Source organism: Anaeromyxobacter oryzae (assembly GCF_023169945.1).
Taxonomy (GTDB): Bacteria; Myxococcota; Myxococcia; order Myxococcales; family Anaeromyxobacteraceae; genus Anaeromyxobacter; species Anaeromyxobacter oryzae.
This window is the reverse complement of sequence record NZ_AP025591.1, coordinates 5,262,387-5,287,306: the sequence shown is the minus strand read 5'-3', so window position 1 is coordinate 5,287,306 and position 24,920 is coordinate 5,262,387. Positions and strand designations below refer to the sequence as shown.

General features: G+C 71.8%; 25 protein-coding genes. 8 read left to right on the top strand and 17 right to left on the bottom strand.

From position 1 onward, the window contains the following. Positions 1 to 11: 11 nt before the first annotated feature. The 12 genes from AMOR_RS22955 to AMOR_RS22900 all read right to left on the bottom strand — a co-directional run bounded on the left by AMOR_RS22955 (position 12) and on the right by AMOR_RS22900 (position 12,061). The gene (locus AMOR_RS22955; protein ID WP_248354524.1) at positions 12 to 293 is read right to left on the bottom strand and encodes a ferredoxin family protein; all 282 of its coding nucleotides are present in this window, start codon (positions 291 to 293) and stop codon (positions 12 to 14) included. A 46-nt stretch (positions 294 to 339) separates the two neighbouring features. Next, positions 340 to 1,638 carry an FAD-dependent oxidoreductase gene (locus AMOR_RS22950; RefSeq protein ID WP_248354522.1) on the bottom strand — a complete coding sequence of 433 codons (1,299 nt, stop codon included), beginning with the start codon at positions 1,636 to 1,638 and terminating at the stop codon, positions 340 to 342. Beyond that, positions 1,635 to 2,681, bottom strand: a complete 1,047-nt coding sequence (locus AMOR_RS22945; protein ID WP_248354520.1) for an electron transfer flavoprotein subunit alpha/FixB family protein — start codon at positions 2,679 to 2,681, stop codon at positions 1,635 to 1,637. The genes AMOR_RS22950 and AMOR_RS22945 overlap by 4 nt, the downstream gene beginning before the upstream one ends. Beyond that, on the bottom strand, positions 2,681 to 4,648 hold the full coding sequence (locus tag AMOR_RS22940) for a mycofactocin system FadH/OYE family oxidoreductase 2 (RefSeq protein WP_248354518.1): 1,968 nt from the start codon (positions 4,646 to 4,648) through the stop codon (positions 2,681 to 2,683). Before AMOR_RS22940 ends, AMOR_RS22945 begins: the two co-directional genes overlap by 1 nt. A 40-nt stretch (positions 4,649 to 4,688) precedes the next feature. After that, positions 4,689 to 5,705: a mycofactocin radical SAM maturase gene (gene mftC / locus AMOR_RS22935; protein WP_248354516.1), complete on the bottom strand. Its 1,017-nt coding sequence runs from the start codon at positions 5,703 to 5,705 to the stop codon at positions 4,689 to 4,691. Then, the gene (gene mftB / locus AMOR_RS22930; protein ID WP_248354514.1) at positions 5,686 to 5,937 is read right to left on the bottom strand and encodes a mycofactocin biosynthesis chaperone MftB; all 252 of its coding nucleotides are present in this window, start codon (positions 5,935 to 5,937) and stop codon (positions 5,686 to 5,688) included. Before mftB ends, mftC begins: the two co-directional genes overlap by 20 nt. A gap of 27 nt (positions 5,938 to 5,964) precedes the next feature. Continuing rightward, positions 5,965 to 6,168 carry a variant-type mycofactocin precursor gene (mftA, locus tag AMOR_RS22925; RefSeq protein ID WP_248354512.1) on the bottom strand — a complete coding sequence of 68 codons (204 nt, stop codon included), beginning with the start codon at positions 6,166 to 6,168 and terminating at the stop codon, positions 5,965 to 5,967. 194 nt (positions 6,169 to 6,362) lie between these two features. Further along, the gene (locus AMOR_RS22920; RefSeq protein ID WP_248354511.1) at positions 6,363 to 7,571 is read right to left on the bottom strand and encodes an iron-containing alcohol dehydrogenase family protein; all 1,209 of its coding nucleotides are present in this window, start codon (positions 7,569 to 7,571) and stop codon (positions 6,363 to 6,365) included. Positions 7,572 to 8,084: 513 nt separating this feature from the next. Further along, the gene (locus AMOR_RS22915; RefSeq protein WP_248354509.1) at positions 8,085 to 9,425 is read right to left on the bottom strand and encodes a helix-turn-helix domain-containing protein; all 1,341 of its coding nucleotides are present in this window, start codon (positions 9,423 to 9,425) and stop codon (positions 8,085 to 8,087) included. Between the two features lie 33 nt (positions 9,426 to 9,458). Next, positions 9,459 to 10,439: a GTP 3',8-cyclase MoaA gene (gene moaA / locus AMOR_RS22910; RefSeq protein ID WP_248354508.1), complete on the bottom strand. Its 981-nt coding sequence runs from the start codon at positions 10,437 to 10,439 to the stop codon at positions 9,459 to 9,461. 31 nt (positions 10,440 to 10,470) lie between these two features. Continuing rightward, entirely contained in the window at positions 10,471 to 10,854 is a 384-nt protein-coding gene (locus AMOR_RS22905; protein WP_248354507.1) for a hypothetical protein, read from the bottom strand. A 1-nt stretch (position 10,855) separates the two neighbouring features. Beyond that, the gene (locus AMOR_RS22900) at positions 10,856 to 12,061 is read right to left on the bottom strand and encodes a molybdopterin molybdotransferase MoeA (protein WP_248354505.1); all 1,206 of its coding nucleotides are present in this window, start codon (positions 12,059 to 12,061) and stop codon (positions 10,856 to 10,858) included. A gap of 361 nt (positions 12,062 to 12,422) precedes the next feature. Between AMOR_RS22900 and AMOR_RS22895 the strand changes: the two genes are divergently transcribed. Genes AMOR_RS22895 through AMOR_RS22860 form a run of 8 tightly spaced genes read left to right on the top strand, consistent with a single transcriptional unit; the run spans position 12,423 to position 18,447 of the window. Next, positions 12,423 to 14,162, top strand: a complete 1,740-nt coding sequence (locus AMOR_RS22895; RefSeq protein WP_248354503.1) for an aldehyde ferredoxin oxidoreductase family protein — start codon at positions 12,423 to 12,425, stop codon at positions 14,160 to 14,162. A gap of 53 nt (positions 14,163 to 14,215) precedes the next feature. Further along, positions 14,216 to 14,809 carry a hypothetical protein gene (locus AMOR_RS22890; protein WP_248354501.1) on the top strand — a complete coding sequence of 198 codons (594 nt, stop codon included), beginning with the start codon at positions 14,216 to 14,218 and terminating at the stop codon, positions 14,807 to 14,809. After that, complete coding sequence (locus tag AMOR_RS22885) at positions 14,800 to 15,024, top strand: MoaD/ThiS family protein (RefSeq protein ID WP_248354499.1); 225 nt, start codon at positions 14,800 to 14,802, stop codon at positions 15,022 to 15,024. Before AMOR_RS22890 ends, AMOR_RS22885 begins: the two co-directional genes overlap by 10 nt. Positions 15,025 to 15,026: 2 nt before the next feature. Continuing rightward, a complete protein-coding gene (locus AMOR_RS22880) occupies positions 15,027 to 15,854 on the top strand; it encodes a HesA/MoeB/ThiF family protein (protein ID WP_248354497.1) in 828 nt (275 codons plus the stop codon). Beyond that, positions 15,847 to 16,365, top strand: a complete 519-nt coding sequence (gene moaC / locus AMOR_RS22875; RefSeq protein ID WP_248354496.1) for a cyclic pyranopterin monophosphate synthase MoaC — start codon at positions 15,847 to 15,849, stop codon at positions 16,363 to 16,365. The genes AMOR_RS22880 and moaC overlap by 8 nt, the downstream gene beginning before the upstream one ends. Next, positions 16,362 to 16,643 (top strand): MoaD/ThiS family protein, encoded by a 282-nt coding sequence (locus AMOR_RS22870; protein WP_248354494.1) that lies wholly within the window; start codon positions 16,362 to 16,364, stop codon positions 16,641 to 16,643. The genes moaC and AMOR_RS22870 overlap by 4 nt, the downstream gene beginning before the upstream one ends. Position 16,644: 1 nt before the next feature. After that, positions 16,645 to 17,097, top strand: coding sequence for a molybdenum cofactor biosynthesis protein MoaE (locus tag AMOR_RS22865; RefSeq protein WP_248354492.1), 453 nt, complete (start codon positions 16,645 to 16,647; stop codon positions 17,095 to 17,097). A gap of 27 nt (positions 17,098 to 17,124) precedes the next feature. Continuing rightward, positions 17,125 to 18,447, top strand: a complete 1,323-nt coding sequence (locus AMOR_RS22860) for a radical SAM/SPASM family putative metalloenzyme maturase (protein WP_248354490.1) — start codon at positions 17,125 to 17,127, stop codon at positions 18,445 to 18,447. A 16-nt stretch (positions 18,448 to 18,463) separates the two neighbouring features. On the opposite strand, the gene AMOR_RS22855 is transcribed toward AMOR_RS22860, so the two are convergent. The 5 genes from AMOR_RS22855 to pgaB form a co-directional block, all read right to left on the bottom strand. Next, entirely contained in the window at positions 18,464 to 18,667 is a 204-nt protein-coding gene (locus AMOR_RS22855) for a TOBE domain-containing protein (RefSeq protein ID WP_248354488.1), read from the bottom strand. A gap of 104 nt (positions 18,668 to 18,771) precedes the next feature. Beyond that, a complete protein-coding gene (locus AMOR_RS22850; RefSeq protein ID WP_248354487.1) occupies positions 18,772 to 20,811 on the bottom strand; it encodes a sigma-54-dependent Fis family transcriptional regulator in 2,040 nt (679 codons plus the stop codon). Positions 20,812 to 20,982: 171 nt separating this feature from the next. After that, on the bottom strand, positions 20,983 to 21,447 hold the full coding sequence (gene pgaD, locus AMOR_RS22845; RefSeq protein WP_248354485.1) for a poly-beta-1,6-N-acetyl-D-glucosamine biosynthesis protein PgaD: 465 nt from the start codon (positions 21,445 to 21,447) through the stop codon (positions 20,983 to 20,985). A 130-nt stretch (positions 21,448 to 21,577) separates the two neighbouring features. Further along, entirely contained in the window at positions 21,578 to 22,843 is a 1,266-nt protein-coding gene (gene pgaC / locus AMOR_RS22840) for a poly-beta-1,6-N-acetyl-D-glucosamine synthase (protein ID WP_248362590.1), read from the bottom strand. Positions 22,844 to 22,856: 13 nt separating this feature from the next. After that, positions 22,857 to 24,824: a poly-beta-1,6-N-acetyl-D-glucosamine N-deacetylase PgaB gene (gene pgaB, locus AMOR_RS22835; RefSeq protein ID WP_248354482.1), complete on the bottom strand. Its 1,968-nt coding sequence runs from the start codon at positions 24,822 to 24,824 to the stop codon at positions 22,857 to 22,859. Positions 24,825 to 24,920 lie beyond the last annotated feature (96 nt).

Sequence of the window (24,920 nt, the reverse complement as noted above, 5' to 3'; positions counted from 1 at the left end):
TCCGCCTGCGCTCACGTCATCCGGTACGAGACGCCGAACCCGCCCCGCGGGTACCGCCACCGCGTGAACGCGCGCTTCTCGCAGACGACGTAACAGGTGCCGCACTCGAGGCACCCCGCGAACACGAACGTCATCTTCCGGTCCTTCTCGGACCAGGTGTAGCAACGGGCGGGGCAGGTGGTGGTGCACGGCCGGGCCGTGCACACGCCGCAGCGCGCCGCGTCGAGCACGATGTGCGGCTCGCGATCGATGTTGAAGCTCGTGTAGTCGAACAGGTCGTCCACGTTGATCATCCGCGCCTCCGGAGCGCGCGCGGCCGGGCTGCGCCGCGCGCCGGTCCTAGATCGTTCTCCAGGTGGTCCAGGCGTCGCGCACGAGGTTCCTCGTGCCGACCTTCGCCCTCGTCATGGCGAGGCCCATCTTGAGCAGGCTCTCCTTCGGCGATCCGTCGACCCGGTACATGCGATCCATGAAGTCGCAGATGACCTCCGGGTACGCCTCGTAGAGCCGGTCGATCTCCAGGAGCTCCGGCGCGCGCTGGAACGTCCGGAGGTCCTTCAGGACGAAGCTCTCGTCGAGCATGCGCCGGTAGCAGGCGAGCGCGCGGGCCGAGTGGTCCTTCGCGGCGCGGGCCTCGAGCACCGCGCGCGCCGCGAGCACGCCGGAGTGGGTGGCGAGGTTGATGCCCTCGAGGTTCGGGCCCTTCGCGTAGCAGAAAGCGGCCGCGTCGCCTGCGACCAGGATCCCGTCGCCGACGAGCTCCGGCATCATCTTGTAGCCGCCCTCCGGGATCACGTGGGCGGAGTACTCGAGGAGCCGTGCGCCGCGCACGAGCTTCGCGATCTGCGGCTGGTCGAGGAAGTCGTTCAGGAGGTCGTAGGGACGCCTCCCGCTGTCGCGCAGGCTCCCGAGGTGCAGCACGATGCCGGCGGAGAGCGAGCTGTGGTTGGTGTACAGGAACCCGCCGCCGTGGACGCCGGAGCTCGAGCCGACGAACTCGCGCGAGGCGCCCTGGTCACGGACCAGCCCGAACCGATCGTCGATGACCTCCTTCGGGAGCTCGAGGAGGGCCTTCACCCCGAGCGCGAGGTGGTCGGGATCGAACAGCGGCCGCCGCAGGCCAGCCTTGAGCGCGGTGAAGGAGAGGACCCCGTCCGCGGCGATCACCACCGGCGCCCGGAGCGCGCCGCCGCCTCGCAGGACCGTGACGCCGGCGACCGCTCCACCCTCCGTGATCACGCCGTCCACGGTGCAGCGCGTGAGGAGCGTCGCGCCCGCGCGCTGGGCCTCGGTCGCGAGCCAGCGGTCGAACGAGGGCCGGAACACCGTGTAGCCGTTGTACGGCGTCCGGTCGAAGCTCTCCGTCTCGTACTCGACGTTCAGGCTCCGCCCCGGCGTCATGAACGTGAGCGTCTTCTTCACGATGTGGCGCTGGAGCGGAGCGCGGTCCCAGAAGTCCGGGAAGATCTCCTCGAGGGCCGGCATCCGGTGGAGGATCCCGCCGAACATGTTCTTCTCGCCGGGGTGCGCACCCCGCTCCACGAGCGCGACGTCCACCCCGGCGCGCGCGAGCGTCAGGGCCGCGCTCGCGCCCGCCGGTCCGGCGCCCACCACGATGGCCTCGAAGGAGCGCGTCATCGCTTCACCTCTCGTGAATCGACCGCCGCGTGCACGTGCGCGAGCACCCGGGGGAGCACCTCGCGCACGTCGGCGACGAAGCCCTCGTCCGCGCTCGGAAAGATCGCGGCCTTCGGGTCCAGGTTCATGCAGACGATCCGCCTCGACTCCGTGATCCCGCCGACGTGGTGCATGGAGCCCGAGATCCCCCACGCGAAGTACAGGCGCGGGACCACCGTCTTCCCGGTCTGCCCGATCATCCGCTCGAACCCGGTCCACCCGAGGTCGTAGACCGGGCGGGTGACCCCGACGGACGCGCCGACGAGCCGCGCGAGCTCGCACATCGCCTCGAACGTCCCCCGATCGCAGCCCTTCCCCGCCGTGAAGATCACCTGCGCCTCGGCGACATCCACGGTCTGCGGGTCGGGCGGGATGCGCTCGGTCACGCGGGCGCCCTCGCCCGTCGCGTCCACGCGCGCGGTCCTGGAGGTGCGCCGCGCCTCGCCGCGGGGCGTGCCGGGCGGCACCACTGCCGAGAGCGCGCGACGCGACATCGTTAGGACGAGCGGCGTCACCGCGCCCTCGCCGCACGATGCGTCGCGCGCGGCGTCCGTCCAGATCCGCTGCTCGACCACCTGCGCGCCGAGCGCCTGCCGGCGAAGCGTGAGCCCGGCGAAGTCGCGGCCGTAGGAGACCGCCTCCGTGAAGATCGCGGCAGAGAGGCGCGCGGCCATCACCGGCGCGAGGCTCGCGCCCTGGTCCGTGTGCGCGAGGAGGATCACCTTCGCGCCGAGAGCCCGGGCGGCGTCGACGAGCGCCTCGGCCTGGGCTTCCGGCAGATCGGCGAGACCGGGCGGTCCGTCGATCTCCACGAGGTCCGGGACGCCGGCGCGCCGGAAGGCCTCCTGAGCCGCGCCGCCCGCGGCCGCGAAGCACCCGGCCGCCCACGAGGTGCCGAGGGTGGTCGCGAGCCTTCGCCCCTCGGCGAGGATCCCCTTCCCCGCGTCGTCCAGCTCGCCGGCGGAGAGCTCCGCGAAGACGAGCACGCCCGCGTGCCGCGTCATCAGATCTCCCTCCCGACCTTGTGACCCTCCCAGATGGCCATGTCGACCTTCCGGGGCGCCACGCAGTCGCCGATCCGGTACAGCTCCTTCGTCTTGCCCTTGAGCGCCTTGTAGAGCCGGTCCTCCACCTCCTGCTGGATCGCGAGCACGATCGAGTCGAACGGGCCGAGCTCGGACATCGCGTTCGAGTAGACGTTGATGGCCTTCAGCACCTTGGCGCCCGCCTCGCCGGCGATCTCGATCACCACCGTGTCCGGCGTGAACGTGCAGCCCTTCTGCAGGAGCCGCTGCCGCGTGAGGTACAGGTCCTGCGTCGGCCCGAGCTCGGCGCCGACGAAGAGGCTGGAGCACAGGATGTGGACGCTCTTCCCCTGGCTGGCGATGAACTCCGCGGTGGCGGTCGCGCGGTGGTGGCCGTCGGTGTCGATGAGGCAGACCTTCTGGCCGAGCTCGGCCTTGCCGAGGAGCACCTGCCACACGTCGTAGATGGCCGGCCCCTTCGCCCCGGCGATCGGCGGGTTCCGCGCCGGCACGCTCCCCGTCGCGCAGATGACGACGTCGGGCTGCTCGCGCTCGACGAGGTCCGGTGTCACCTCCACGCCGAGGTGGACGTTCACGCCCGCCTTCTCGACCTGATCCTTCTCGTTCCGGATGAGGACGCCGAACTCGTCCCGGCCCGAGCCCTTCATCGCGATGAGGACCTGCCCGCCGAGCTGATCGTTCTTCTCGTAGAGGTCGACCTGGTGGCCCCGCCGGCCTGCCATCTTGGCGGCCCACATCCCGCCGGGTCCGGCGCCGACGATCATCACCTTCTTCTTGACGGGCGCCGGCTTCGAGGTGCCCTCGCCCCACTTCTTCTCGAGGCCCACCGCCGGGTTCTGGATGCACGCGAGCGGCTTGTTCATGCCGATCCGGCCGATGCAGTTCTGGTTGTCGCCGATGCAGTATCGGATGTCCGCGAGCCGGGCCTCCTGGGCCTTCTTCGGGAGGAAGGGGTCGCAGATGAGCGCCCGGCACATGCCGATCACGTCGGCCTGGCCGTTGGCGAGCACCTTCTCGGCCATCACCGGATCGTTGATCCGCCCCGTGCAGAAGACGGGGAGCTTCACCTTCGAGCGGATCCCGGCCGCCAGCGGGACGGTGTAGCCGAGCGGCGTGTGCATCGATCCTTCGACGAGGTACAGGTTGTAGAAGGTGCCGACGGACAGGTCCATGAAGTCGATGAGCCCGCTCGCTTCGAAGCGCGCGGCGAGGTCCTGGACGTCTGCGAGGTTCAGGCCGCCCCAGGGGATCATCTCGTCGGCGCAGAGGCGGATGCCGACGGTGAAGTCGTCACCCACCGCCTTCCTCACCGCCGCGATGAACAGGAGCGGCGCGCGCATGCGGTTCTCGACGCTGCCGCCGAACGCGTCCTGCCGCTGGTTCGAGAGCGGGGAGAGGAACTGGCGCGCCAGGCTCGAGTGCCCGAACTGGATCTCGATCCCGTCGAAGCCGCCCTCGCGGACGTGGACCGCGCTCTTCGCGAAGTAGCGGGCGACCTCCTCGATGTCCTCCGGCTCCATCTCCTTCGGGATCTCGCGGAAGAGCGGGTCGGGGACCGGGCTCGGCGCGAACACCGGGAGCCGCGACAGCGACCCGTCGCACTGCTGCCCGTTGTGGTTGAGCTGGGCGAAGATCCTCGTCCCGAACGCGTGGACGTGATCGGTGATCTTCCGGAACCCGGGGAGCACCTCGGGCTGGAACGCCTCGATGAGCTTCTCGTACGCGCGATCCGTCGGGTGAACGCTCATCTCCTCGGTGATGATGAGCCCGGCGCCGCCCTTCGCCCGCTCGCCCCAGTAGTGGACGTGGCGCTCCGAGGGCAGCGTGTCGACTGCGAAGTTGGTGAGATGGGGCTGGAACGAGATCCGGTTGCGGAGCTCCACCCGGCCGAGCTTGAGAGGAGAGAAGAGGTATCGAAACATCATGGCGAGGACTCCTCCTGGGAGGTGACCGGCGACGGGTGGATCACGCGCAGCTCGTCACGCAGTTCACGAGGCACTCCGGATCGCCTCCGGCGACGCCGCGGCCGAGGTGGTAGGCGACGGCGGGGCAGCCGCCGTGGCACTGGTCGTAGCGATGGCAGTCCTCGCAGGAGTGGATGCGCAGACTGCGGAAGCTCCTGAACACGTCCGAGCGGTCCCAGATCTCCTGGAACGACCGCTCCCGCAGCGACCCGGCCCGGAACTCCTCGCGCTGCAGGAACGCGCAGGGATAGAGGCTCCCGTCCGGGCCGAGGCAGGCGGTGAGCTTCGCCGCGCCGCAGAGGTTCAGGCCGAGGCCCTGGCGCTCCTGCGGCGTGAGCGAGAAGAAGCTGTCTCCGGTCCGGACGCTCGCGGTGCTCGTGAGCCACGTGGAGAACGCGAGGAGCTGGGCCGGCGAGGGACGGAGGCCGTCCCAGTTCACGGCGCCGCGCCCCGACGGCCGGAAGCGGCTCACGCGGAGCGACACGCCGAGCGAACCCGCGAGGTCGTAGAGGGCGGGGATCTCGCCCGCGTTCGGTCCGGTGAGGACCGTGTTGATGCTCGTCGGGATCGCGCTCTCGCGGAGGAGCTCGAGGGCGCGGAGCGCCCGGTCGAACGTGCCGTCGCCGCGGAGCGCGTCGCAGGTCTCGCGGCGCGCGCCGTCTAGGCTCACCTGGATGGCGACGAGGCCGCTCCGCGAGAGGCGCTCCACCCGAGCGGCGTCGAGGAGGGTGCCGTTCGTCGAGATGCACGTCACCATGCCGCGCGCGTGGCAGGCGTCGAGGATGGCCTCGAAGTCCGTTCGGATGAACGGCTCGCCGCCGCCGAAGTTGAGCTGGAACACGCCGGCCCGGTGGAGCTGGTCCACCGCCTCGAGCGCCTCGGCGGTGCCGAGCTCGCCCGGACCGGCCGCGCCGGACGACGACAGGCAGTGACGGCAGCGCAGGTTGCAGGCGAGTGTCACCTCCCAGGTGAGGTTCACCGGCGCGGAGAGACCCTGATCAACGAACCGATTGCTCACGGAGGAACCCCTTCTGCACGAGGGACTGTAGGAGGCGCTCGACCCGGCCCTGCACGGCCTCTGGCCGGTCGCAGAGGTCGTCCGTTCCGGCGCCTCCGCCGCGGAGGCGTTCCGCGGAGACGAGACCTCCCGTCTCCGCGAAGAGGAGCCTCGGGCCCCGCAGGTCGTAGAACAGGAGCCCGAAGCTCTCCTCGCGCACGCGGCAGGCCGGGTGGAGAACGTATCTGGTCATCGCGGTGGTCCTCGCCCGGCCAGCGGGTCAGTACACGCCGCAGATCCCGTCGATCGCGAGCTCCTCGACGCAGATCTCGTCGAGGATCAGCGGCTCCTCGGCCGGCCGCTCCACGGCGGGCTTCCGCTCGCGGCTCCCGTCGCAGCTCGTGAGCTGGGCCTTCTCCACGTCCGTCTCGCTTCGCAGGGCCTTCGACACCTTCGTCTCCTCTCGCAGGGACTTCGTGAACATCGACACACCGTGATGCGCCTTCGCCAACGTCGCCTCCTTCCGCCGCTCGTGCGGCGGCCAATCGATTCAACTCGAGACGAAGTCGCCCACGGCGACCGCGTCCTCCTCGATGCGCTGCGAGCTCCGAACAGCCGGCCCCGGGGAGCGGCCGGATTGCGCCGCTCCCCGAGACCGCTCCACCCTCACGTGGAGACCTAGGACTTGCCGTTCGCGCCCGGCGCCATGCAGTGCCGGAAGATCATCTTCACGACGTCCGGCGTGACGACGCGCGGGTTGCCGAGCGTGCAGACGTCCTGCATCACGACCGGGGTGAACTTCTCGAGGTGCTCTTCCTTGAGTCCCAGCGTGGCGAACGTCTCGGTGATGCCGAGATCCGCGCGGAGCTTCTCGAGCTCGTCGACCGCCGCCTCGGCGGCCTTCCACGTGGTCATCCCGCGCGTGTCGACGCCCATCGCCTCGGCGATGTCCCGGAACTTGTCCGGGCAGGCCACCATGTTGTAGCGCTCGACCGGGACGAGACCGATCGCGTTGCACTGACCGTGCGGAGAGTCGAAGAGCGCGCCGAGCGTGTGCGCCATGGAGTGGACGATGCCGAGGCCGGCGCTGTTGAACGCGTGGCCCGCGGTGTACTGCGCCCAGGCCATGTTCTCCCGGGCCTCGGCGTTGGTCGGGTTCGCGTAGGCGTCGCGGAGCCCCCGCGAGATCATCTTGATCGCGTGGAGGCCGAGCCCCTGCGAGGTCCTCACGCCGAGGCGCGAGACGTACGCTTCCACCGCGTGGGTCATGGCGTCCATGCCGGTCCACGCCGTCAGGTACGGCGGCATGGTGCGCATGAGCGCGGGATCGACGATCGCGCGCGACGAGATGATGTTCGGGTCGAAGATCACCATCTTGTACATCTTCTGGGTGTCGGTGATGACCGCCGCCCAGCTCGTCTCCGAGCCGGTGCCCGCAGTGGTGGTGATGGCGAGCTGCGGGACGGTGATCGGCTTCTTCGTGGTGCACATCCCGTTGAACTCGCGGATGCTCTGCCCGTCGTGCGCGTCGACGATGCGGACGGCCTTCGCGCAGTCGTGCGAGCTGCCGCCGCCCACCGAGACGACGCCGTCGCACCTGTTCTGCTTGAACACCTTGTGGGCGGCGTGGACCTCGTGGTCCTTCGGGTTCGACGTCACGCCCGCGTAGATCGAGACCGAGATGCCCGCCGCCTTGAGGACCCCGGCCACCTCGTCGAGGATCCCCGTGCCCTTGAGCCCGGAGCTCACGATGAGGGCGTTCTTGATGCCGATGGCCTTGGCCTCCTCGCCGGCCATGCGGTACGCGCCCCAGCCGATGGTCGCCCGCGGCGTCGCATGAAAGTTGCGCAGCGGGAATTCCGTCGAAGCGATATTGAAGCTGCTCATATTTTTCTCCCTCGGTTCTCGATCAACTCGATTGCGCAGCGTCCGTGATGACGACGCTCGCCCCTCTTCAACGGGCGAGCCAATGCTCGGGCGCCGCCCGCAATCGTGCGTAAGGAACGGCTTTTTGCGGATCACTGATCGTGACGTACCGCGCGCCGACGGTGTTCCGCCTGTCACACGTCCGAGACGTGACATGTCCCGGACCCGGTACAGACGGCCCTCGCGACTGATCCGCGTCAGCTCGGGAAATCGCGGGAATCCGCTGCTCTCCGAGGCGGCGAAAAAGCTGCTCGAAGAAAATTCGCCCGGGGAAGCGCAGACGATGCCGCGAAAACGCTGCACCGGGAGGTCCTGTGCCTCCCGGCGTCGGCGGCGGAGCACGGCGGCGTCCCCCAGCGCGCGCTCCAGCCGGATCGACGGCGGCGTTCGCGAGCGGACGCTCCAGCCGAATCGATTGCGCAATCGGGTTGGATCGAGATCGGGTGCCGGATCGTCAGGCGCTGCAGCGCGCGATCACGACTCTCGCTCGTCTTCGGGCGCGGGCGGCACGGGCTCGACTCGATTCGCCCCCGGCCTCGTCGGGAGGCCGTACCGGTGCAGCCGACGGTAGAGCGTCATCCTGGAGACGCCGAGCCGCCGCGCCGACTGGACGATGTTCCAGCTGCACGCCTCGAGCACCTCCACGAGCGCGGCGCAGTCCGAGTCGCCTCGCGCACCCTGGAGCGCCCTCCGTGGCCGCGCGGCGCCAGGCGCGCGCGGCTCGACGGGTGCGTGCCGGATGGGAAGGTCGTGAGCCCGGAGCTGCGCGCGCGGCGACGTCGCTCCCGCCCTCGAGATCACATCGTACCGCGCCGCTCGGCGCGCGGGGGCACCGCGGTCCCGGGCGCGGGGGGCGGCGGCAGAGACGCGCAGGACCGCACCGACCGTCGTGCCGTCGTACTGGACCGGCGACGCGACGACGATCCGGCCCTCCGGCGTCGCGACCCGCACGTCGCCGCCGAGGGTCCCGGGCGCGCAAAGCGCAGCGGCGATCGTCTCCCGCGTACGTCTCGGGAGCGCGCCGGCCTCGATGATGCCTCGCCGGACGGCCGCTTCGTTCGCGGCGATGGCCCGGCCGCGCGCGTCCACGGCGACGAGCGCGTCGCCGGCCTCCTGCGCCGCCCGGAACGCGTAGCGGACCACCTCGTTCCGCACGCCGATCGCCGCCCGGAGCCGCTCCTCGACGGTCCGTGCGATCGCCTTCGCGATGACCAGGGCGTGCCGGCGCTGGACCTCCCATGGCGCGGTGAGGTTCACGACGCCCACCGGCGATGCGTGCGCCGGCGCGAGCACCGGCGCAGCGGCGCAGCTCCACGGGTGCCACGCGGCGACGAAGTGCTCGGCGGAGAACACCTCGACGGGCCCTCTCTCGACGAGCGCGGTGCCGGGGCCGTTCGTGCCGGCCACCGCCTCCGCCCAGCACGACCCGGGTCGGAAGTCGATCTCCCCGGCCTCGTCGATCAGCGCGCGGTCGCCGTCGATCGAGAGCATGACGCCCTCGCCGTCGAGGTACGCGAGGACGGTCTCGTGGAGCCCGAGCCGCCGCGCGAAGTCGGCGAGGATGGGCGCCGCGAGCCGGAACACCTCGTCGTGCTCGCGCCGGGCCGCGAGGGCCGGCGCCGCGAGGACCCGCCCGCCCGGCCGCGTGATCCCGGGATCGATCCGGTAGAGGTTGCGCGCGCGCCGCCACGAGCGCGCGATCTCCTCGCCGACGCCGGCGGGCTCGTCGGCACCCTGGACGACGTAGCTGCGCCAGGCCTCCTCGACGAGGCGGCGCCGCTCGCGGCGCTGGAGGATCGGTCGAAGCGTCCGCATCGCGTCGTCAGCCGCTCACCGCGAGCGCTCGGCTCAGCCTCCGATGGAGGCGAGGGTCGGCGTCCCCCCCGGTGCCCCTTCGTCGAGCAGGTGCGACGCCGGCTTCTCGGCGATGCCCGTCCGGATCACGTCCATCAGCTCACGGACGAGAGCGTCGGACCGGAGGTACGGACGTAGCGGGATCTTCCGCTCCCCGAAGAGGCACAGCTTCAGGTCCCCCGTCGAGGAGACGCGCACGCGGTTGCAGGCGTCGCAGAAGCCAGGGGTATAGGGCGCGATGAGCCCCGCCTTGCCCGCGTGCGCAGGATGGCCGTAGGTGATCGCCGGCCCGTCGTTCCGGTCGCGTGCGAGGCGCGACCAGCCGCGCCGCTCGAGCCCGGCGCGGATCTCGTCGGCGCGGACGTGGTGCTCGCGGAAGAACGTGGCGTTCTCGCCCGTCTGCATCAGCTCGATGAATCGCACCGCGAGCGGGCGTTCCCGCGTCCAGGCGAGGAAGCGATCGAGCTCGGCGTCGTCCATCCCGCGGAGCAGCACGACGTTCACCTTCACGGAGGGGATCCCCGCCGACAGCGCCGCCTCGACGCCGGCGACGATCCGCTCGAGGCGCGAGCAGCCGGTGATCTCCTCGAACCGGGCCGGATCGAGGCTGTCGAGGCTCACGTTCACCGAGACGAGCCCCGCGTCGCGCAGCTCCGTCGCGAGGCCCGCGAGGCGGTAGCCGTTGGTCGTGAGCCCGACGCGGCGGACCCCCGGCGTCCCCGCGACGGCGCGGACGATCTCGGGGATGTCCCGCCGCATCGTGGGCTCACCGCCGGTGAGCCTCACCTTCCAGACGCCCAGGGCCGCGAACGCGCGCACGAGCCGCTCGATCTCGACGACGGAGAGCGGCTCGTCGCCCGCCCCGCGGGGGCACCCGTCCGGCAGGCAATAGGCGCAGCGGAAGTTGCATCGGTCGGTGACCGAGAGCCGCAGGTACTGGAGCTGCCGCCCGAAGGCGTCCTGGAGCTGGAGCATGGGGTTCCCCGGCGGGACCTCGAGGGCCGCGTCAGTCGACGACGCAGCGGTGACGGAACGACCACTTCCGGACGGCGCGCGGCAGGTGGCTCCCGACCGCGCCGAGCGCGAGCGCGGCGAGGGTCGCGGCCCGCCCCGGGAGCGCCGGGACGAGGAGGAGCGCGGGCGCGCCGAGGTGCAGGAACGTGAGGACGCCGCGGGCCTGGTACGGCCAGTGACGGCTGTGACGCGCCTCGAGCGCGAGCAGCGCGAGGCCGCTCGCGGCGGTGAGCGCGAGCCAGGGGTGGAGCGCCTGACGCGGGGCCGCGAGCTGGACCCCGCCGACGAGGACCGCCATCGCGCCGAGGTGGACGGTGCGGACCGCGATCGCGATTCCCCTCCCCCACGCCAGCCGCGAGCCGCCGTCGGCGCGCACGCTAGGCCTCGACCCCGCCGCGCAGCATCTGCACGTCCACGAGGTCCCCGGCGCCCACGGATCCCCAGTCGGCGGGGATCACCGCGATCCCGTCGGCCTGCAGCATCGTCTTCAGGATCCCCGTGTCCTGGTTCCCGGAGGTCCAGGCGAGGAGGCCGCCGTTGCGGCGCTCGAGCCGGACGCGCAGGAACGAGACGCGGCCGGGCTTGCGCGGGAAGTCCTCCTGGAACACCGCCCGGACCACGGGGCGGAGCACCGTGCGGTGGCCCATCATCTTGAGCAGCGCAGGGCGCACGAACTGCTCGAACGTGACGAGCGTCGAGACCGGGTTCCCGGGGAGCGAGAAGACCGGCTTGCTCCCGTGAACGGCGAACGCGGTGGGTCGGCCGGGCTTGATGTCCACCTTCCAGAAGATCTGCCGGACCGAGAGCTCGTGGAGGACCTCGCGGACCAGATCGCGGTCCCCCATCGACACGCCGGCGGACGTGACGAGCGCGTCCGCACGCAGCCCCTCGACGAGGAGCGCCCGCAGCGAGGCTCGATCGTCGCGCGCGATGCCGAGCTGGACCGGCTCGCCGCCGAGCTGCAGCACCGCCGCCGCGACCGCGAGCGCGTTGCTGTCGTAGATCTTCCCGGGCGCGAGCGCGCCCCCCGCCTCGACCAGCTCGTCGCCCGTCGAGAGGATCGCCACCCGCGGGCGCCGGACCACCGGGATCGACAGCCGCGAGAACGACGCGAGGAGGGACACCTCCGACGGGCCGATCACGGTGCCGGCCCTCAGGATCGTCTCGCTCGCGCGGATGTCCTCGCCCTTCCGGCGGACGTGGGCACCCGGGCGGACCGGCTGCCGCACGAGGACGCTCCCGTCGCGCGCGTCGGTGTCCTCGACGGGGACGACGGCGTCGGCGCCCGGGGGGAGCGGCGCGCCGGTGAGGATCTTCGCCGCCGTACCCGCCGCCACCACGTCGGAGGAGTGGCTGCCGGCGGGGATGTAGCCGGCGATCCTGAGGCCCGCGGCCGCGGTCGTGTCCGCGGCCCGCACCGCGTACCCGTCCATCGCGGAGTTGTCCCAGAGCGGCATGTCCCACGGCGCTTCCACGTCGGCAGCGAGCACGCGCCCGACCGCCGCCAGCACCGGCACGCTCTCGGATCCGAGCACGGTGACGTGATCGAGGATGGTCGCCCGCGCTTCTTCGAAGGTCGGCATGGGCGAAGCTCCTGAGCACGCGTCAGGCCAACGCCGCCGCGCCGCGCCGGCGATGGGCCGGCGCCTCGCAGTTTCAACGGGTTCCGCGCCGCGCGCGCGGGCGTTCGGCCGCCCGGCGCGCGGCCGGCATCCCGCGTGACATGTCACAGAGCTGAGCCGCCCGCAGCCCCGCCCGCGAGGGGATGTCTCAGAGCCGTGACGCTCGGGACGGGCGCCGCGCGCGGCGTCGGCGCCGGCGAGCGCCCGAAGTTCCTCGTGAACCCGGCCGCGTACGCGGGCCGCGCCCCGCGCGCGCCGAGCTGGCCCGCGCATTGCTCTCATGCCGGGCTCCTCCTCCTCGCGGAATCGAGAGGCAACGAACATGGACAAGATCCTCAGAATCGACTTGGGCGCGCCGGGCGGGCCGAAGGCGGCCGTCGAGCCGGTCGGCGAGTACGCCGGACTGGGCGGCCGCGGTCTCACCTCCTTCATCGTGGCGAAGGAGGTCGACCCGCTGTGTCACCCCCTCTCGGCCGCGAACAAGCTCGTCATCGCCCCGGGGCTGCTCACCGGCTCGAGCGCCTCGACGAGCGGCCGGCTCTCCGTCGGCTGCAAGAGCCCCCTCACCGGCGGCATCAAGGAGTCCAACGCCGGCGGTCAGGCGGCGCAGGCGCTCGCGCGCCTCGGCTACCTCGCCGTGATCCTGGAGGGGCGGCCCGCGGGCGACGACCTCTGGAAGATCCTCATCGACAAGGGCGGGGTCCGGTTCGAGAAGGCGAACGGGCTCCGCATGCTCGGGAACTACGACGCGGTCGCCGCGCTGCGGAAGGAGCACGGCGACAAGGTCGCGTACATGACGATCGGCCAGGCCGGCGAGATGAGGCTCGGGGCCGCGTCGATCGCGTGCACGGACCGCGAGCTCCGGCCGACCCGCCACTGCGGTCGCGGGGGCGTGGGCGCGGTGATGGGCTCGAAGCAGGTGAAGGCGATCGTCATCGACGAGGCCGGCACGACGCTCCGCGGGCCGAAGGACCCGGTGAAGTTCAAGGCCGCGGTGAAGGTCTTCAACGAGGGGCTCCAGAAGCACGCCGTCACCGGCCAGGGCCTCCCCGCGTTCGGCACGAACGTCCTGACGAACGTGCTGAACGAGGCGGGCGCGTACCCGACCTTCAACTTCCAGCAGGGCCGGTTCGACGGCGCCGCGAAGATCAGCGGCGAGGCCCAGGCCGAGCTCGAGGTGAAGCGCGGCGGCCTCGCCACGCACGCGTGCCACCGCGGCTGCATCATCCAGTGCTCCGGCATCTTCAACGACGCGGAGGGCAACTACGTCACGAAGCAGCCCGAGTACGAGACGGTCTGGTCGCACGGCGGCAACTGCGGGATCGACGACCTCGACGTGATCGCCCAGCTGGACCGGATGGACGACGACATCGGCCTCGACACGATCGAGATGGGCGTGACCATCGGCGTCGCGATGGAGGCGGGCGTGATCCCCTTCGGGGACAAGGCAGGCGCCCTCCGGCTCCTCGGCGAGGTCGGTCAGGGGACGCCGCTCGGACGCATCCTCGGCTCCGGCGCGGGGATCACGGGCAAGGTGTTCGGCGTGGAGCGCGTCCCGGTGGTGAAGAACCAGGCGCTGCCCGCGTACGACCCGCGCGGCGTGCAGGGCATCGGCGTCACGTACGCGACGACGCCCCAGGGCGCCGACCACACCGCCGGGTACGCCATCGCGACCAACATCCTCAAGGTGGGCGGCTTCGTCGATCCCCTCCAGACCGAGGGGCAGGTGGAGCTGTCGCGCAACCTCCAGATCGCCACGGCTGCGGTCGACTCGACGGGGATGTGCCTCTTCATCGCGTTCGCGGTGCTCGACCAGCCCGAGACCTTCCAGGCGCTGGTCGACCTGCTGAACTCCTTCTACGGCCTCTCGCTCACGGGCGACGACGTGGCGGCGCTCGGGAAGAAGATCCTCTCCGCGGAGCGCGACTTCAATGCGCGCGCCGGCTTCACCGCCGCGGACGACCGGCTGCCGCGGTTCTTCGAGCAGGAGCCGCTCGCGCCGCACCACGTGACGTTCAACGTGAAGCCGCAGGAGCTCGATCAGGTCTTCAACTGGCAGTGACACCAGCGGGGGGAGGCGGCCCCGGGTCGCCTCCCCCACGCGTCGAGGGCCCCGTGCATACTCCACCGCTCGACGTCTTCCCAGTGAAGGACACGTGGCGGGTGACCCTCGCCCTCGCGCCCGCGCAATTCCACGCCGTCACCGGCCTGCTCCAGGCCGGCGTGACCGTCCCGGTCCGCACCGGCTGCTCGGTGCTGAGCTTCCTCACGGACGAGCTCGGCATCGATCCCCGCGACGTCCAGGCGCGCATCACGACCGTGTTCCTCGACGGCAAGGTGGTCGACGCGCTCGACGCCGCGATCATCCAGGACGGCTCGTGGCTGGCGCTGTCCGCGGCGATGCCCGGCCTCGTCGGCGCCACGCTGCGACGCAGCGGGGCGTACTCCGCGATGCGCGCCGAGATCACCTGGTCGCGGGATCCCACGGAGCACGCGCCCACGGGCGTGCACGGGCTCGTGCACGTGAAGCTGTTCAACCTCCTCATCGACGAGCTCGGCCCGGCGCTCCTCCGGCGCGGGATCGTGCTCGGGGCCCGCGAGGCGTCCGAGGCGTTCCCGCTCGGACGCGAAGAGGACGGTGGACCGCCTCCGGGTGCGCGCGTCTTCCTCCAGGCCTCCTTCGGAGAGGTGGTGTCCAGATGGCGCTGACCATCAAGCTCTTTGCGACGTTCCAGAGGGGCCGGTTCGACGTGGCGGCGCGGGAGTATCCGTCGGGCACCACCCTCGGCGCGATCGTCGACGACCTCGGCATCGCGCGGGAGGAGATCGGCGTCATGCTCGTCGGCGGACGCCACGCGGAGCTCGCGCAGGCGCCGGGCCCCGGCGACACGGTGGCGATCTTCCCGCTCCTCGGTGGAGGGTGATCATGGCGACGGAACGGATGCACGCGTTCCTTCGGGAGCGCGCCGAGGGCGACCTCCTCCCCTGGCGTGCGCAGTGCGATTTGGCCGAGCGCTTCGACGCGAGCCTCGGCGAGATCGAGGACGCCGCGCTGGCCGCGGGGCTGCTGCCGGGACGCTACCGCCGGAACCGCGAGACGGTGTCCGTCGAGGAGCAGCTCCGGCTCTTCCGCAGCCGGGTCGTGGTCATCGGGTGCGGCGGGCTCGGCGGATACCTCGTGGAGCAGCTCGCGCGCATCGGCGTCGGAGAGCTGGCGCTGGTGGACCCGGACGTGTTCGAGGAGCACAACCTGAATCGCCAGCTGCTCTCGTCGCCCGCGCACCTCGGGCGGGCGAAGGTCGAGGTCGGCTGCGAGCGGGTCGCGGCCGTCAACCCGGCGGTCACCACCAGCGCGCACCGCGTCGCGTTCTCCCTCGAGAACGCGCGAGGGCTCCTCGCCGGCAGCGCCGCCGTCGTGGACGGGCTCGACAACACCCTCGTCCGGCGCGATCTCGCCGCGGTCTGCCGCGAGCTCGGAGTGCCGCTCGTGCACGGCGCGATCGCCGGCTGGTACGGGCAAGTCGCGGCGCAGCTGCCCGGGGACGATCTCTCGCCGCTGCTGCGGTCCGCGAGCGCGAGCGGCAGGGGCGTGGAGGCGACGCTCGGCAACCCGTCCTTCACGCCGGCGGTGATCGCGAGCCTGCAGGTCGCCGAGGTCGTCAAGGTCCTGCTCGGGCGAGGGCGCCCGCTCAGCGGCCGGTCGCTGTTCGTGGACCTGCTGGACATGAGGTTCGAGGAGATCGGGCATGCGTGACGGCCCTTCGCGCGAGCGGTTTCACATGATCGACGTGGGCGAGAAGCCCGCCACGCGCCGGCGCGCGGTGGCGCGCGGCAGGATCGAGATGAGCCGCGCCGCGTTCGATGCGCTCCGGGGCGGGGCGAACCCGAAGGGCGACGTCCTCGCCCAGGCCGAGGTCGCCGGCATCCTGGCGGCGAAGCGGACCTCCGAGCTGCTCCCCCTCTGCCACCCGCTGGCGCTGGACCGCGTCCGCGTGGGCTTCGAGCTCGTCGCGGGGACCTGCTCGGTGATCGCGTCCTGCGAGGCCGCCGCGACGGCGCGCACGGGCGTCGAGATGGAGGCGCTCCAGGGCGTCACGGGCGCGCTCCTCGCGATCTACGACCTCTCGAAGGCGGTGGATCCGGTGCTGACCATCTCCGACGTCCACCTCGACGTGAAGGAAGGCGGCAAGAGCGGAAGGTGGGTGCACCCGCGAGCCGTGGCGCGCGCCGCGGGCGGGGCTGACGAGGAAGGAGCGACGACGTGAAGCCGATCCAGGTGCGTGTCCGGCTCTTCGGGGCCTTCCGCAAGTACTCGAGCGGCGCGGAGCTGCGCGTCGACGTGCCGTCCGGCACGACGGTGTCGGCGCTGCGGGCGCGCGTCGGCGAGGCGCTCCGTGCCGCGTGCCCGACGTTCGGGGACCAGGGGCTCCTCGACGTCTCGGTGCTCGCGGACGACGAGCGGATCCTCGACGAGGACCAGGCGCTCGGCGACGGGCACGACGAGATCACCCTGGCGGTCCTTCCGCCGGTGTGCGGGGGCTGACGTGGGCGCGGTGCTGGCGCGGGTGGTGAGCGAGCCCATCCACCACGAGCAGGTCGCCGCGGCCCTGTCGGCCCCGGCGCACGGCGCTGAGCTCGTCTTCTGGGGCGTCGTGCGCGACGCCAACGAGGGACGACGGGTCCGGGCGGTGAGCTACGACGCGCACGTCCCGCTCGCGGAGCGGACGCTCCACGACATCGCCGAGGAGGCCGTCGCCCGCTCCCGGGCGGCGCTCCGGGTCGTGGTCATCCATCGCACCGGCCGGCTCGAGGTCGGCGAGGCGAGCGTCGTCGTCGCCGTGGCGTCACCTCACCGCGACGAGGCCTACGAGGCCTCCCGGTACGTCATCGAGCAGCTCAAGGTGCGCTCCCCGATCTGGAAGCAGGAGCACTACGCGGACGGCGACAGCGAGTGGCTGCGGGGGCACACGCTGCGCAGCCCCACGGCCGCGGAGTAGCGCCCGGCACGCCGCCGAGGAGGTCCCATGCGCTCCGTGCCCGACGCGGCCCAGCCGACGCCCCGTGCGCTGCGACCGCATCCGTCGAAGCTCTTCGTGGAGGTGACGACGCGCTGCAATCTCCGGTGCGCGATGTGCGTGAAGGAATCCTCGGGCCAGGGGATCCCGGAGGGCCACATGACGCGCGAGACGTTCGCGCGGCTCGCGCCCGCACTCCCCCACCTCGACGCGCTCGTCCTGAACGGGATCGGCGAGCCGCTGCTCCACCCGCACCTGGAGCACTTCGTGGAGCTCGCGCGGCGCGACATGCCCAGCGCGGGCTGGATAGGCTTCCAGACGAACGGGCAGCTCCTCGGGCCGACCCGGGCGCGGGCGCTGGCGCGCGCGGGCGTCGATCGCATCTGCCTCTCGGCCGACGCGGTCACCCCCGAGCTGTTCGGCGCGCTCCGCGGCGGCGGCCGTCACGACGCTGTCGAGCGCGCCGCCGCCTCGCTCCACGACGCGGCGCGCGAGCGCGGACGGCCGATCGTGCTCGGGGTCGAGTTCGTGGCGATGCGGGACAACCTCGACCAGCTCCCCCACGTGGTCCGCTGGGCCGCCCGGAGGCGCTTCGGGTTCATGATCGTCACGCACATGCTCCCGTACGCGGAGGAGACGCGGGGCGCGGCGGCGTTCGACCCGAGCACCGATCGCGCGCGCGAGGTGTTCCTCGCCTGGAGCGCGCGCGCCGCGGCGGAGGGCGTCGACCTCCGCCGGTACTTCGACGTCTTCCTCAAGTTCCGCCCGACCCCCGCCGACCGACGCGTCGTGTCCCTGGTGAAGGACCTCGTCGCGGACGCGGCCGCGCAGGGGATCTCGCTCAGCGTGGACCGGCTCCTCCGCGCCGACGAGGCGCTGCGTCGCCGGGTCTCCGAGGCGTTCGCCGAGGCCGACGCCATCGCGCGGGCCGAGGGGCTCGAGCTGAAGCTCCCCGCGATCACCCCGACCCGCGCCCGCCGGTGCGAGTTCGTCGAGGACGGCGCCGCCTTCGTCTCATGGGACGGCGGCGTGCACCCCTGCTACTTCCTCTGGCACCGGTACAGCTGCCACGTCGGTGGCCTCGTGAAGCACGTGCACCCGAGGTCGTTCGGAAGCGTGGCCCGCGAGGAGCTGCTCGCGCTCTGGCGCGGCGACGCGTCCCGCGGGTTCCGCGAGGAGGTGCTGAGGTACGAGTTCCCGTTCTGCTACGACTGCAGCGTCGGCCTCTGCGACTACGTGCAACCGGGCGACGCCGCCGCGGACTGCCACGTCGGCGCGGTGCCGTGCGGCGCGTGTTTGTGGTGCACGGGGGTGTTCCGGTGCCTGCAGTAGGCGCGCCGGGGACCGGCTACTTGCCGAGCATGACCTCGGTCGACTTGATGATGACGGTCACGGCGTCGCCGGTCTTGAGCCCGAGCCGCTCCGCCGACGACTTCGTGATCTCGGAGACCATGTCCTGGCCGGCGAAGTCCACCACGACCTCGGCCATGATGGCGCCGAGCTTCACGGACTTCACCGTTCCCTTGAACTGATTGCGCGCGCTGAGCTGCATCGTCGCCTCCTGCCCTGGGTGCAGCGACGTTAAGGGGAGCGATCCCCGCGGCGCAATCGATCGACGTCGCCGGGCCCGTCAGGAGTCCCGCCCCGGCGGTGTGCTCAGGCCCCCTCGGGGCGACGCGCGATCCCGCACCGGCTGAGCCGGCGATACAGCGTCATGCGCGAGACGCCGAGCTGCTGCGCGGCGCGCGCGTAGTTCCACGCGCAGGCCTCGAGCGCCGCGAGCAGCGCCTCCCGCTCCGAGTGCAGCACGGTCGCGCGGAGCGTGCCGCGAGACGCGCCCGGCGAGTCCGGTGCGCTCGGCCGGACCACCACGCGGTCTGCAGGGGGCTCCGCCCCCGCGCCGCGGGACGCGGGCGCGGCTGGCGCGTCGGGCTCGACCCGGTCGAGCAGGAGGTCGGACGCCGTGATCCGGGGACGCGGCGCGACCGCGGCGGCGCGGAGTATCACGTTCCGGAGCTCGCGGACGTTCCCCGGCCAGCGGTGCGCCTTCAGCGTGGCGATCGCGTCCTCGCCGAGGCTGAGCCCGCGCCGGCTCACCTCGCCCTCGGCCTCGGCCAGGAACACCTGCGCGAGGAGCTCCACGTCGTCGCCGCGATCGCGGAGGGGCGGAACGGCGATGGAGAGGACGTTCAGCCGGTAGTGGAGGTCGCGCCGGAACCGCCGGGCCGCGATCTCCTCCTCGAGCGGCTTGTTCGTCGCGGCGACGATCCGGACGTCGACGGCGATCGGCGTGCTGCCGCCCAGGCGGACGACCTCCTTCTCCTGGAGGACGCGCAGCAGCGCCGTCTGGGCCTGCGGCGGGAGCTCGCTCACCTCGTCGAGGAAGAGGGTCCCGCCGTCGGCGTCCTCGAACTTCCCCGCGTTCCCCTCCCGCCGCGCGCCGGTGAAGGTCCCGGACTCGTACCCGAACAGCTCCGCCTCGACGAGCTGCGCCGGGATCGACCCGCAGTTCACCGCCACGAACGGCCCACCCTGGCGGTCGCTCGCCGCGTGGATGGCCTGCGCGAATAGCTCCTTGCCCGTGCCCGACTCTCCCGACAGGACGACCGGCAGCTGGTTCCGCGCCGCGGTGCGCGCGAGCTCGACGGCCCGCCGCAGCGGCGCCGAGCTCCCCAGGATCCGCCCGAGGTCGTACCGCGCGGACGGGCGGGTGCGTGCCCGGCTCGCGCGTGACGGCGCGCTCGCGGGCGCCGGGATGCGAACGATCGTGCCGACCCGCGACCCCTCGTACTCGACCGGCGAGGTGATGAACGCCGGACCGTCCGGGGGCTCGACGCGCACCGGCGCCGCCGGGAGCTGCGATCGCGCGGCGCGCGACAGCGCGACCCGGATGGCCGCTGGCAGCGCGCCCGCGTCGAGGATCCGCCGACGGGTCGCGGCGTCGTTCGCGGCGATGACCTGCCCTCGCGCGTCGACGGCGACGAGCGCATCCCCCGACTCGTGCGCCGCCCGGAACGCGTACTTCACCACCTCGTCGCGGATGCAGACGGCCGCGCGCAGGCGCTCCTCCACGGCGCGCGCGATCGCCTTCGCGACGAGGATCGCCTGGCGGCGCTGGACCTCCCACGGGCCGGTGATGTCGATGACCGCGGCGGGCGCCGACTGGTTCAGCCGCCGGACCGGCGCCGCGGCGCAGCTCCACGGCTGCCAGGCCGCCACGAAGTGCTCCGAGGCGAAGACCTCGATCGCCTTGCCCGAGGCGAGCGCGGTCCCGGGGCCGTTCGTGCCCGCGTACTCCTCCGACCAGTTCGCGCCGGGACGGAAGTTGATGCCCTCGACCAGGTCGACGACGCGCCGGTCGCCGTCGATGGAGAGCATCCAGCCGTCCCCGTCGAAGTAGGCGAGGACGTGCCCCGTCAGCCCGAGGCGCCCGGCGAAGTCGCGGAGGATGGGCGAGGCGAGCGCGAACACCGCGTCCCCGTCGCACCGCTCGGCGAGGGCGTCCGGGGGGAGGATGCGCTCGGGGCGCTTGATCGCCGGATCGATCTGGTAGGACTCGCGCGCGCGGCGCCAGGAGCTCGAGATCTCCTCGCTCATCCCGGCCGGCTCGAGGCCGTCCTGGACATACCGCTGCCACGCACGGTCGACGAGCCGTCGCCGCTCGAGTCGCGTTCCTGGCGTCCCGAACAGGCGCATTCGGATCAGGACCGTAACAGAGTCGACCGACGCGACACCAGCGCGCACCCCGGTCGAGCACGGCGAGGGGGCGTATGACCGGGTGGCCGGTCCATGGCTCGGCCAACAGGCTAGCGAGAGCGTGACGCGCAGCGTCGTCCGGCAGACGACCCTGGCTCCGCGCTCCCTCGCCTACCCCGCGAGCGCCTCGACGCGGCCTTCCGGCTCGCGGCACTCGACCTGGACGATCCGGCCGCTCGCGTCGTGATGCACGACGCACACCGCCGCCCGGCGCCCGGCCTGGAGCTCGTGCACCGGCAGCTGGAACTGCCGGGCGTACTCGCGGACCGACAGCGCCTCGCCCGCCCGCGGCCGGCGCGCCGGCAGCCGGTTCCACACCATCAGCGTGCCCGACGTCCCGACGAGCGCGAAGAGGGAGCGCCGGAACCCACCGCCGCCCGCGGCGGTGGCGAGCATCAGCGAGTTCACCACCGGGAACGATCGCGCGCCGAGGTCCGCCAGCCAGGAAGACGAGTTGAGGATGGGCGACCACAGCCACAGCCAGCCGCCCCACATCATCGCAGTGGAGGCATCGGACACGAGGCGCTGGTGCCAGGCGAGGCGGTGACGCGCGTTGATGATCAATGGACCGCTCATGTTCTTGCGCTCGACCGTCGTCGCTTCGAGGGGCGGACCTTCCGCCGGTCTCGAGCCACGATCACCATCCGTGCACGGCGTCCGTTCACCGGGGTTCACGGTGGATGGACTCCGCGGCGCCTGGGCGTATTCAAGGACGGATGCCGCGGTCCGGGCTGATCCAGCGCGCGCGCTTGCCGCGGCTGCGCAGGAGGACCTTCGGATATGCGACGACGGTGGAAGCACAGTTGATGGCCCAGAACGCGATCGGGTACCAGATCATCCAGAACAGGTTTCGCCCGAGTCCGCGGTCGTAGCGGCTGTCCAGCCAGCTACTGAACGCGAACTGGAGCAGGCAGGTGGCGCCGAGCAACAGGCCGCCCCCCTGCGGGCTGAGCGGGGAAACTACCACCGGAAGGGTGCCGGGTGGAAGAACGAGACCGAGCACCCACATCACCGACAGCAGCAGCATGGTGTACGCCCAGACCACACTGGCACACATCTCGAGCAGCAGCGGCCAGAGGAAGCTCTCCCCCGGGACGAGCCAAGCGTCGAGGTTCTTGAGCAGCACCTGCGCGCCGCCCATCGCCCACCGGAGCCGCTGCTTCCAGAGCCCGCGGAGCGTCTCCGGCATGAGGATCCAGGTGAGCGCGTTGGGCTCGAACCGCACGTCCCAGCCCGCGCGGTGGAGCTTCCAGGTGATGTCGATGTCCTCGGTGAGCATGTCGGCGCTCCAGTAGCCGACGTGGTGCACCGCGGACTTCCGGAACGCGGTGATGACCCCGCTCACGGTGAAGATCCGCCCGAAGCTCCGCTGCGCGCGCTTGATGATGCCGACGAGGGAGGAGAACTCGCCGACCTGGACGCGCCCGAGCAAGGTCGAGCGGTTGCGGATCCGCGGGTTCCCCGTCACGGCGGCGACGTCCGGGCTCTCGACGAAGTGGCGCACGAGCCACCGCGCGGCGTGCGGGTCGAGCAGCGCGTCGCCGTCGATGCAGATCAGGATCTCGTGCCGCGCGAGCAGGGCCCCGGCCTGCAGGCCCATCGCCTTGCCCTGGTTCTCCGCGAGGTGGACGACCCGCAGCCGCGGGTGCAGCGCGGCGAGGCGCTCCAGGACCTCGCCCGTGTCGTCCGTGCTCCCGTCGTTGATCGCGATGACCTCGAACTCGGGGTAGTCGAGGGCGAGGGCGTGGGTGACCGTCTCCTCCGCGTTCTCGCCCTCGTTGTACGAGGGGATCAGGATGCTCACCGGCGGCGTGTCGGGGATGACGCGCGGCCCGTCCCAGTCCGGCTCACCGCGCTCGAAGCGCCACCAGAAGAGCGCCGCCCCCGTCATCCACAGGAACGACATGAACAGCGGGTAGTAGAAGACGAACGCCAGCAGGCCGTGCCACGCGGTGGTCTCGGGGGGTCCCATCACGCGGCGGTCCTCAGCGCATCTCGGGCGCGTTCGGCTTCGCGTCCAGCGCCGGCTTGAGGACGCGGGGGGACGGATGATCGCGGAAGAGGGCGTCGGGATAGAAGCCCACGTGCTCCACGCCCATGCCGTAGAGGCTCCGGATCGTGTCGGCGAGCTCCTCGCTCGGGACGAGCCGGCTGTCGTTCCGCCAGTCCACGGTCTGCAGCTCGAACACGACCTTCTTCATGGCGTCGCGGTAGTCCACCGCGTGCACCAGGTCGTGGAAGAACGCCGCCTGATCCGGCGCCTTCTCCATGTACGGCATGGCCATGATCGCGGTGAAGTCGTACCGGGCGATGGAGTTGTCGAGCGACTGCGAGTACCAGACCTCCGCCTTCGGGTTCAGCGCCACGCGTGCGTAGAGGTTCCGCGCGACGCGCAGCGCAGGCTGCTGCCGGCGCACGACCGCGGCGAGGTCCAGGGCGAAGTCGTCGAGCGCGTTGATCTTGAAGATGGTCCAGCGCCCGAGCAGGTCGTCGCTCTTCCGGATCTCCTCGACGGATCCCGGCAGCCCCCACGCCCGGTAGGTGGCGAGCGCGGACGGGCTCGCGTCCTCGTAGTCGGACAGCGTGAGGTCGTCGTGGAACAGGATCCCCTCGAACGGCGCGGCGCGCGCGAGGTCCTCGTAGATCTCGCGGATCGCCTCGCGGGCACGGGGCGAGAACGGCGAGAGCCGGCGGTACCCCATGTTCACGCGGTCGGTGTGATCGCCGGCCACCGTCTCCACCCGGTCGTGTGCGGCCGGGTCCGTCGCCGGCAGCTCCCACGCCAGCGCCGGCATCCAGGCGTAGAGCCGCTTCACCTGCGTCCGCGTCCGGATCTGCCACGCGGCGCGGTTGAACAGATCGGCGCGCATGGGGAGGCGCCGGCACGGGAAGTAGACGGAGTCCGCGGAGCCGTTGCCGTCCGGATCGGAGAACGCCTGCAGGTAGACCGTGTTCACCCCCATCTTCTCGATGCGGTCGAGGAGGTGGCCGAGGTTCCGGTCCTGCTGCGCGGGATCCGCGTCGTACACGTAGTCGAGATCCACGTGCATGATCTTCTGGGGACGGTCGTTGTCCGAGAGGTTCTGGTTCCGGATCGCGATCTCGCGCGCGAGGTCCCAGAGCGCCATCCCGCTCTCGACGAGGATCCGGCGCAGCGCCCAGAGCGGCGTTTCGTGCACGTTGGCGCCGTCGTCGAGCGTGAGCCCGATTGGCATCCCGAGCTTCGCGGCGATCTCGCGCGTGATCTCGTTGTAGCGGCCGTACGGCCACGCGATCACGCGGGGCGCCTTCCCGGTGTGGCGCCGGATGAGGGAGTTGTTGCGCTCGAGGTCGGCCTCCACGCGCCGGCGGTAGGTCGCCTCGTCCTCGTAGCGCTTCTCATCCGGCAGGTACCTCCGGGTCGTCGCCGCCGGCTCCAGGTTGCCCTGCGGGTTGCCGACGATGCCGCGGTGGAGGTCGCAGCTGTGGCTGCCGATCTCGACGAGCCCGCTCTCGCTCATCTCGCGGAGCTCCGGCCACGACAGGAGCTTCCCGCGCGGCAGCTCCTTGCCGTCGAAGTTCACCCTCCCCTTCTCTTCCAGCCAGCCGCCCACGACGTTGATGACGGCGGGGATGCGGAACATCTTCAGGACGGGCCAGGCGTGGTCGTACACGGACTGGTACCCATCGTCGAAGGTGACGAGCACGGCCTTCGGCGGGAGCGGCGCGCGGCCCTCGCGCGCCGCGAGCAGGTCCCGCACGCCGACGAAGCGGTACCCGTGGTTCCGCAGCCAGTCCATCTGCCGCACGAAGTTGGTCGGGGTCACCGCGTACTGCGGGACGAGCGCCTCGCCGCGCTCGGCGACCTCGTGATAGCTGAGGACGGTGAGCTCCTCCTCGGTGTCGGCGCTCGCGCGCGGCGCGGGAGCGAGGAGCAGCAGCGCCCAGAGCAGGGACACGAGTCGCGTCTTCATCGGCGTGTGGTCGTCGGTCGGTTGAGCGCGGTGGACGCCGCGACGTGTGCGGAATGCCCACCGCCGTCGGGGCGAACGGTGACGCGTGCGGCGGCC

Coding starts and splice junctions, on each gene's coding strand:
- AMOR_RS22955 (WP_248354524.1), bottom strand. CDS start 293: ATGATCAACGTGGACGACCTGTTCGACTACACGAGCTTCAACATCGAT.
- AMOR_RS22950 (WP_248354522.1), bottom strand. CDS start 1,638: ATGACGCGCTCCTTCGAGGCCATCGTGGTGGGCGCCGGACCGGCGGGC.
- AMOR_RS22945 (WP_248354520.1), bottom strand. CDS start 2,681: ATGACGCGGCACGCGGGCGTGCTCGTCTTCGCGGAGCTCTCCGCCGGC.
- AMOR_RS22940 (WP_248354518.1), bottom strand. CDS start 4,648: ATGATGTTTCGATACCTCTTCTCTCCTCTCAAGCTCGGCCGGGTGGAG.
- mftB (WP_248354514.1), bottom strand. CDS start 5,937: ATGACCAGATACGTTCTCCACCCGGCCTGCCGCGTGCGCGAGGAGAGC.
- mftA (WP_248354512.1), bottom strand. CDS start 6,168: ATGTTCACGAAGTCCCTGCGAGAGGAGACGAAGGTGTCGAAGGCCCTG.
- AMOR_RS22920 (WP_248354511.1), bottom strand. CDS start 7,571: ATGAGCAGCTTCAATATCGCTTCGACGGAATTCCCGCTGCGCAACTTT.
- AMOR_RS22915 (WP_248354509.1), bottom strand. CDS start 9,425: ATGCGGACGCTTCGACCGATCCTCCAGCGCCGCGAGCGGCGCCGCCTC.
- moaA (WP_248354508.1), bottom strand. CDS start 10,439: ATGCTCCAGCTCCAGGACGCCTTCGGGCGGCAGCTCCAGTACCTGCGG.
- AMOR_RS22900 (WP_248354505.1), bottom strand. CDS start 12,061: ATGCCGACCTTCGAAGAAGCGCGGGCGACCATCCTCGATCACGTCACC.
- AMOR_RS22895 (WP_248354503.1), top strand. CDS start 12,423: ATGGACAAGATCCTCAGAATCGACTTGGGCGCGCCGGGCGGGCCGAAG.
- AMOR_RS22885 (WP_248354499.1), top strand. CDS start 14,800: ATGGCGCTGACCATCAAGCTCTTTGCGACGTTCCAGAGGGGCCGGTTC.
- AMOR_RS22880 (WP_248354497.1), top strand. CDS start 15,027: ATGGCGACGGAACGGATGCACGCGTTCCTTCGGGAGCGCGCCGAGGGC.
- moaC (WP_248354496.1), top strand. CDS start 15,847: ATGCGTGACGGCCCTTCGCGCGAGCGGTTTCACATGATCGACGTGGGC.
- AMOR_RS22860 (WP_248354490.1), top strand. CDS start 17,125: ATGCGCTCCGTGCCCGACGCGGCCCAGCCGACGCCCCGTGCGCTGCGA.
- AMOR_RS22855 (WP_248354488.1), bottom strand. CDS start 18,667: ATGCAGCTCAGCGCGCGCAATCAGTTCAAGGGAACGGTGAAGTCCGTG.
- AMOR_RS22850 (WP_248354487.1), bottom strand. CDS start 20,811: ATGCGCCTGTTCGGGACGCCAGGAACGCGACTCGAGCGGCGACGGCTC.
- pgaD (WP_248354485.1), bottom strand. CDS start 21,447: ATGAGCGGTCCATTGATCATCAACGCGCGTCACCGCCTCGCCTGGCAC.
- pgaC (WP_248362590.1), bottom strand. CDS start 22,843: ATGGGACCCCCCGAGACCACCGCGTGGCACGGCCTGCTGGCGTTCGTC.
- pgaB (WP_248354482.1), bottom strand. CDS start 24,824: ATGAAGACGCGACTCGTGTCCCTGCTCTGGGCGCTGCTGCTCCTCGCT.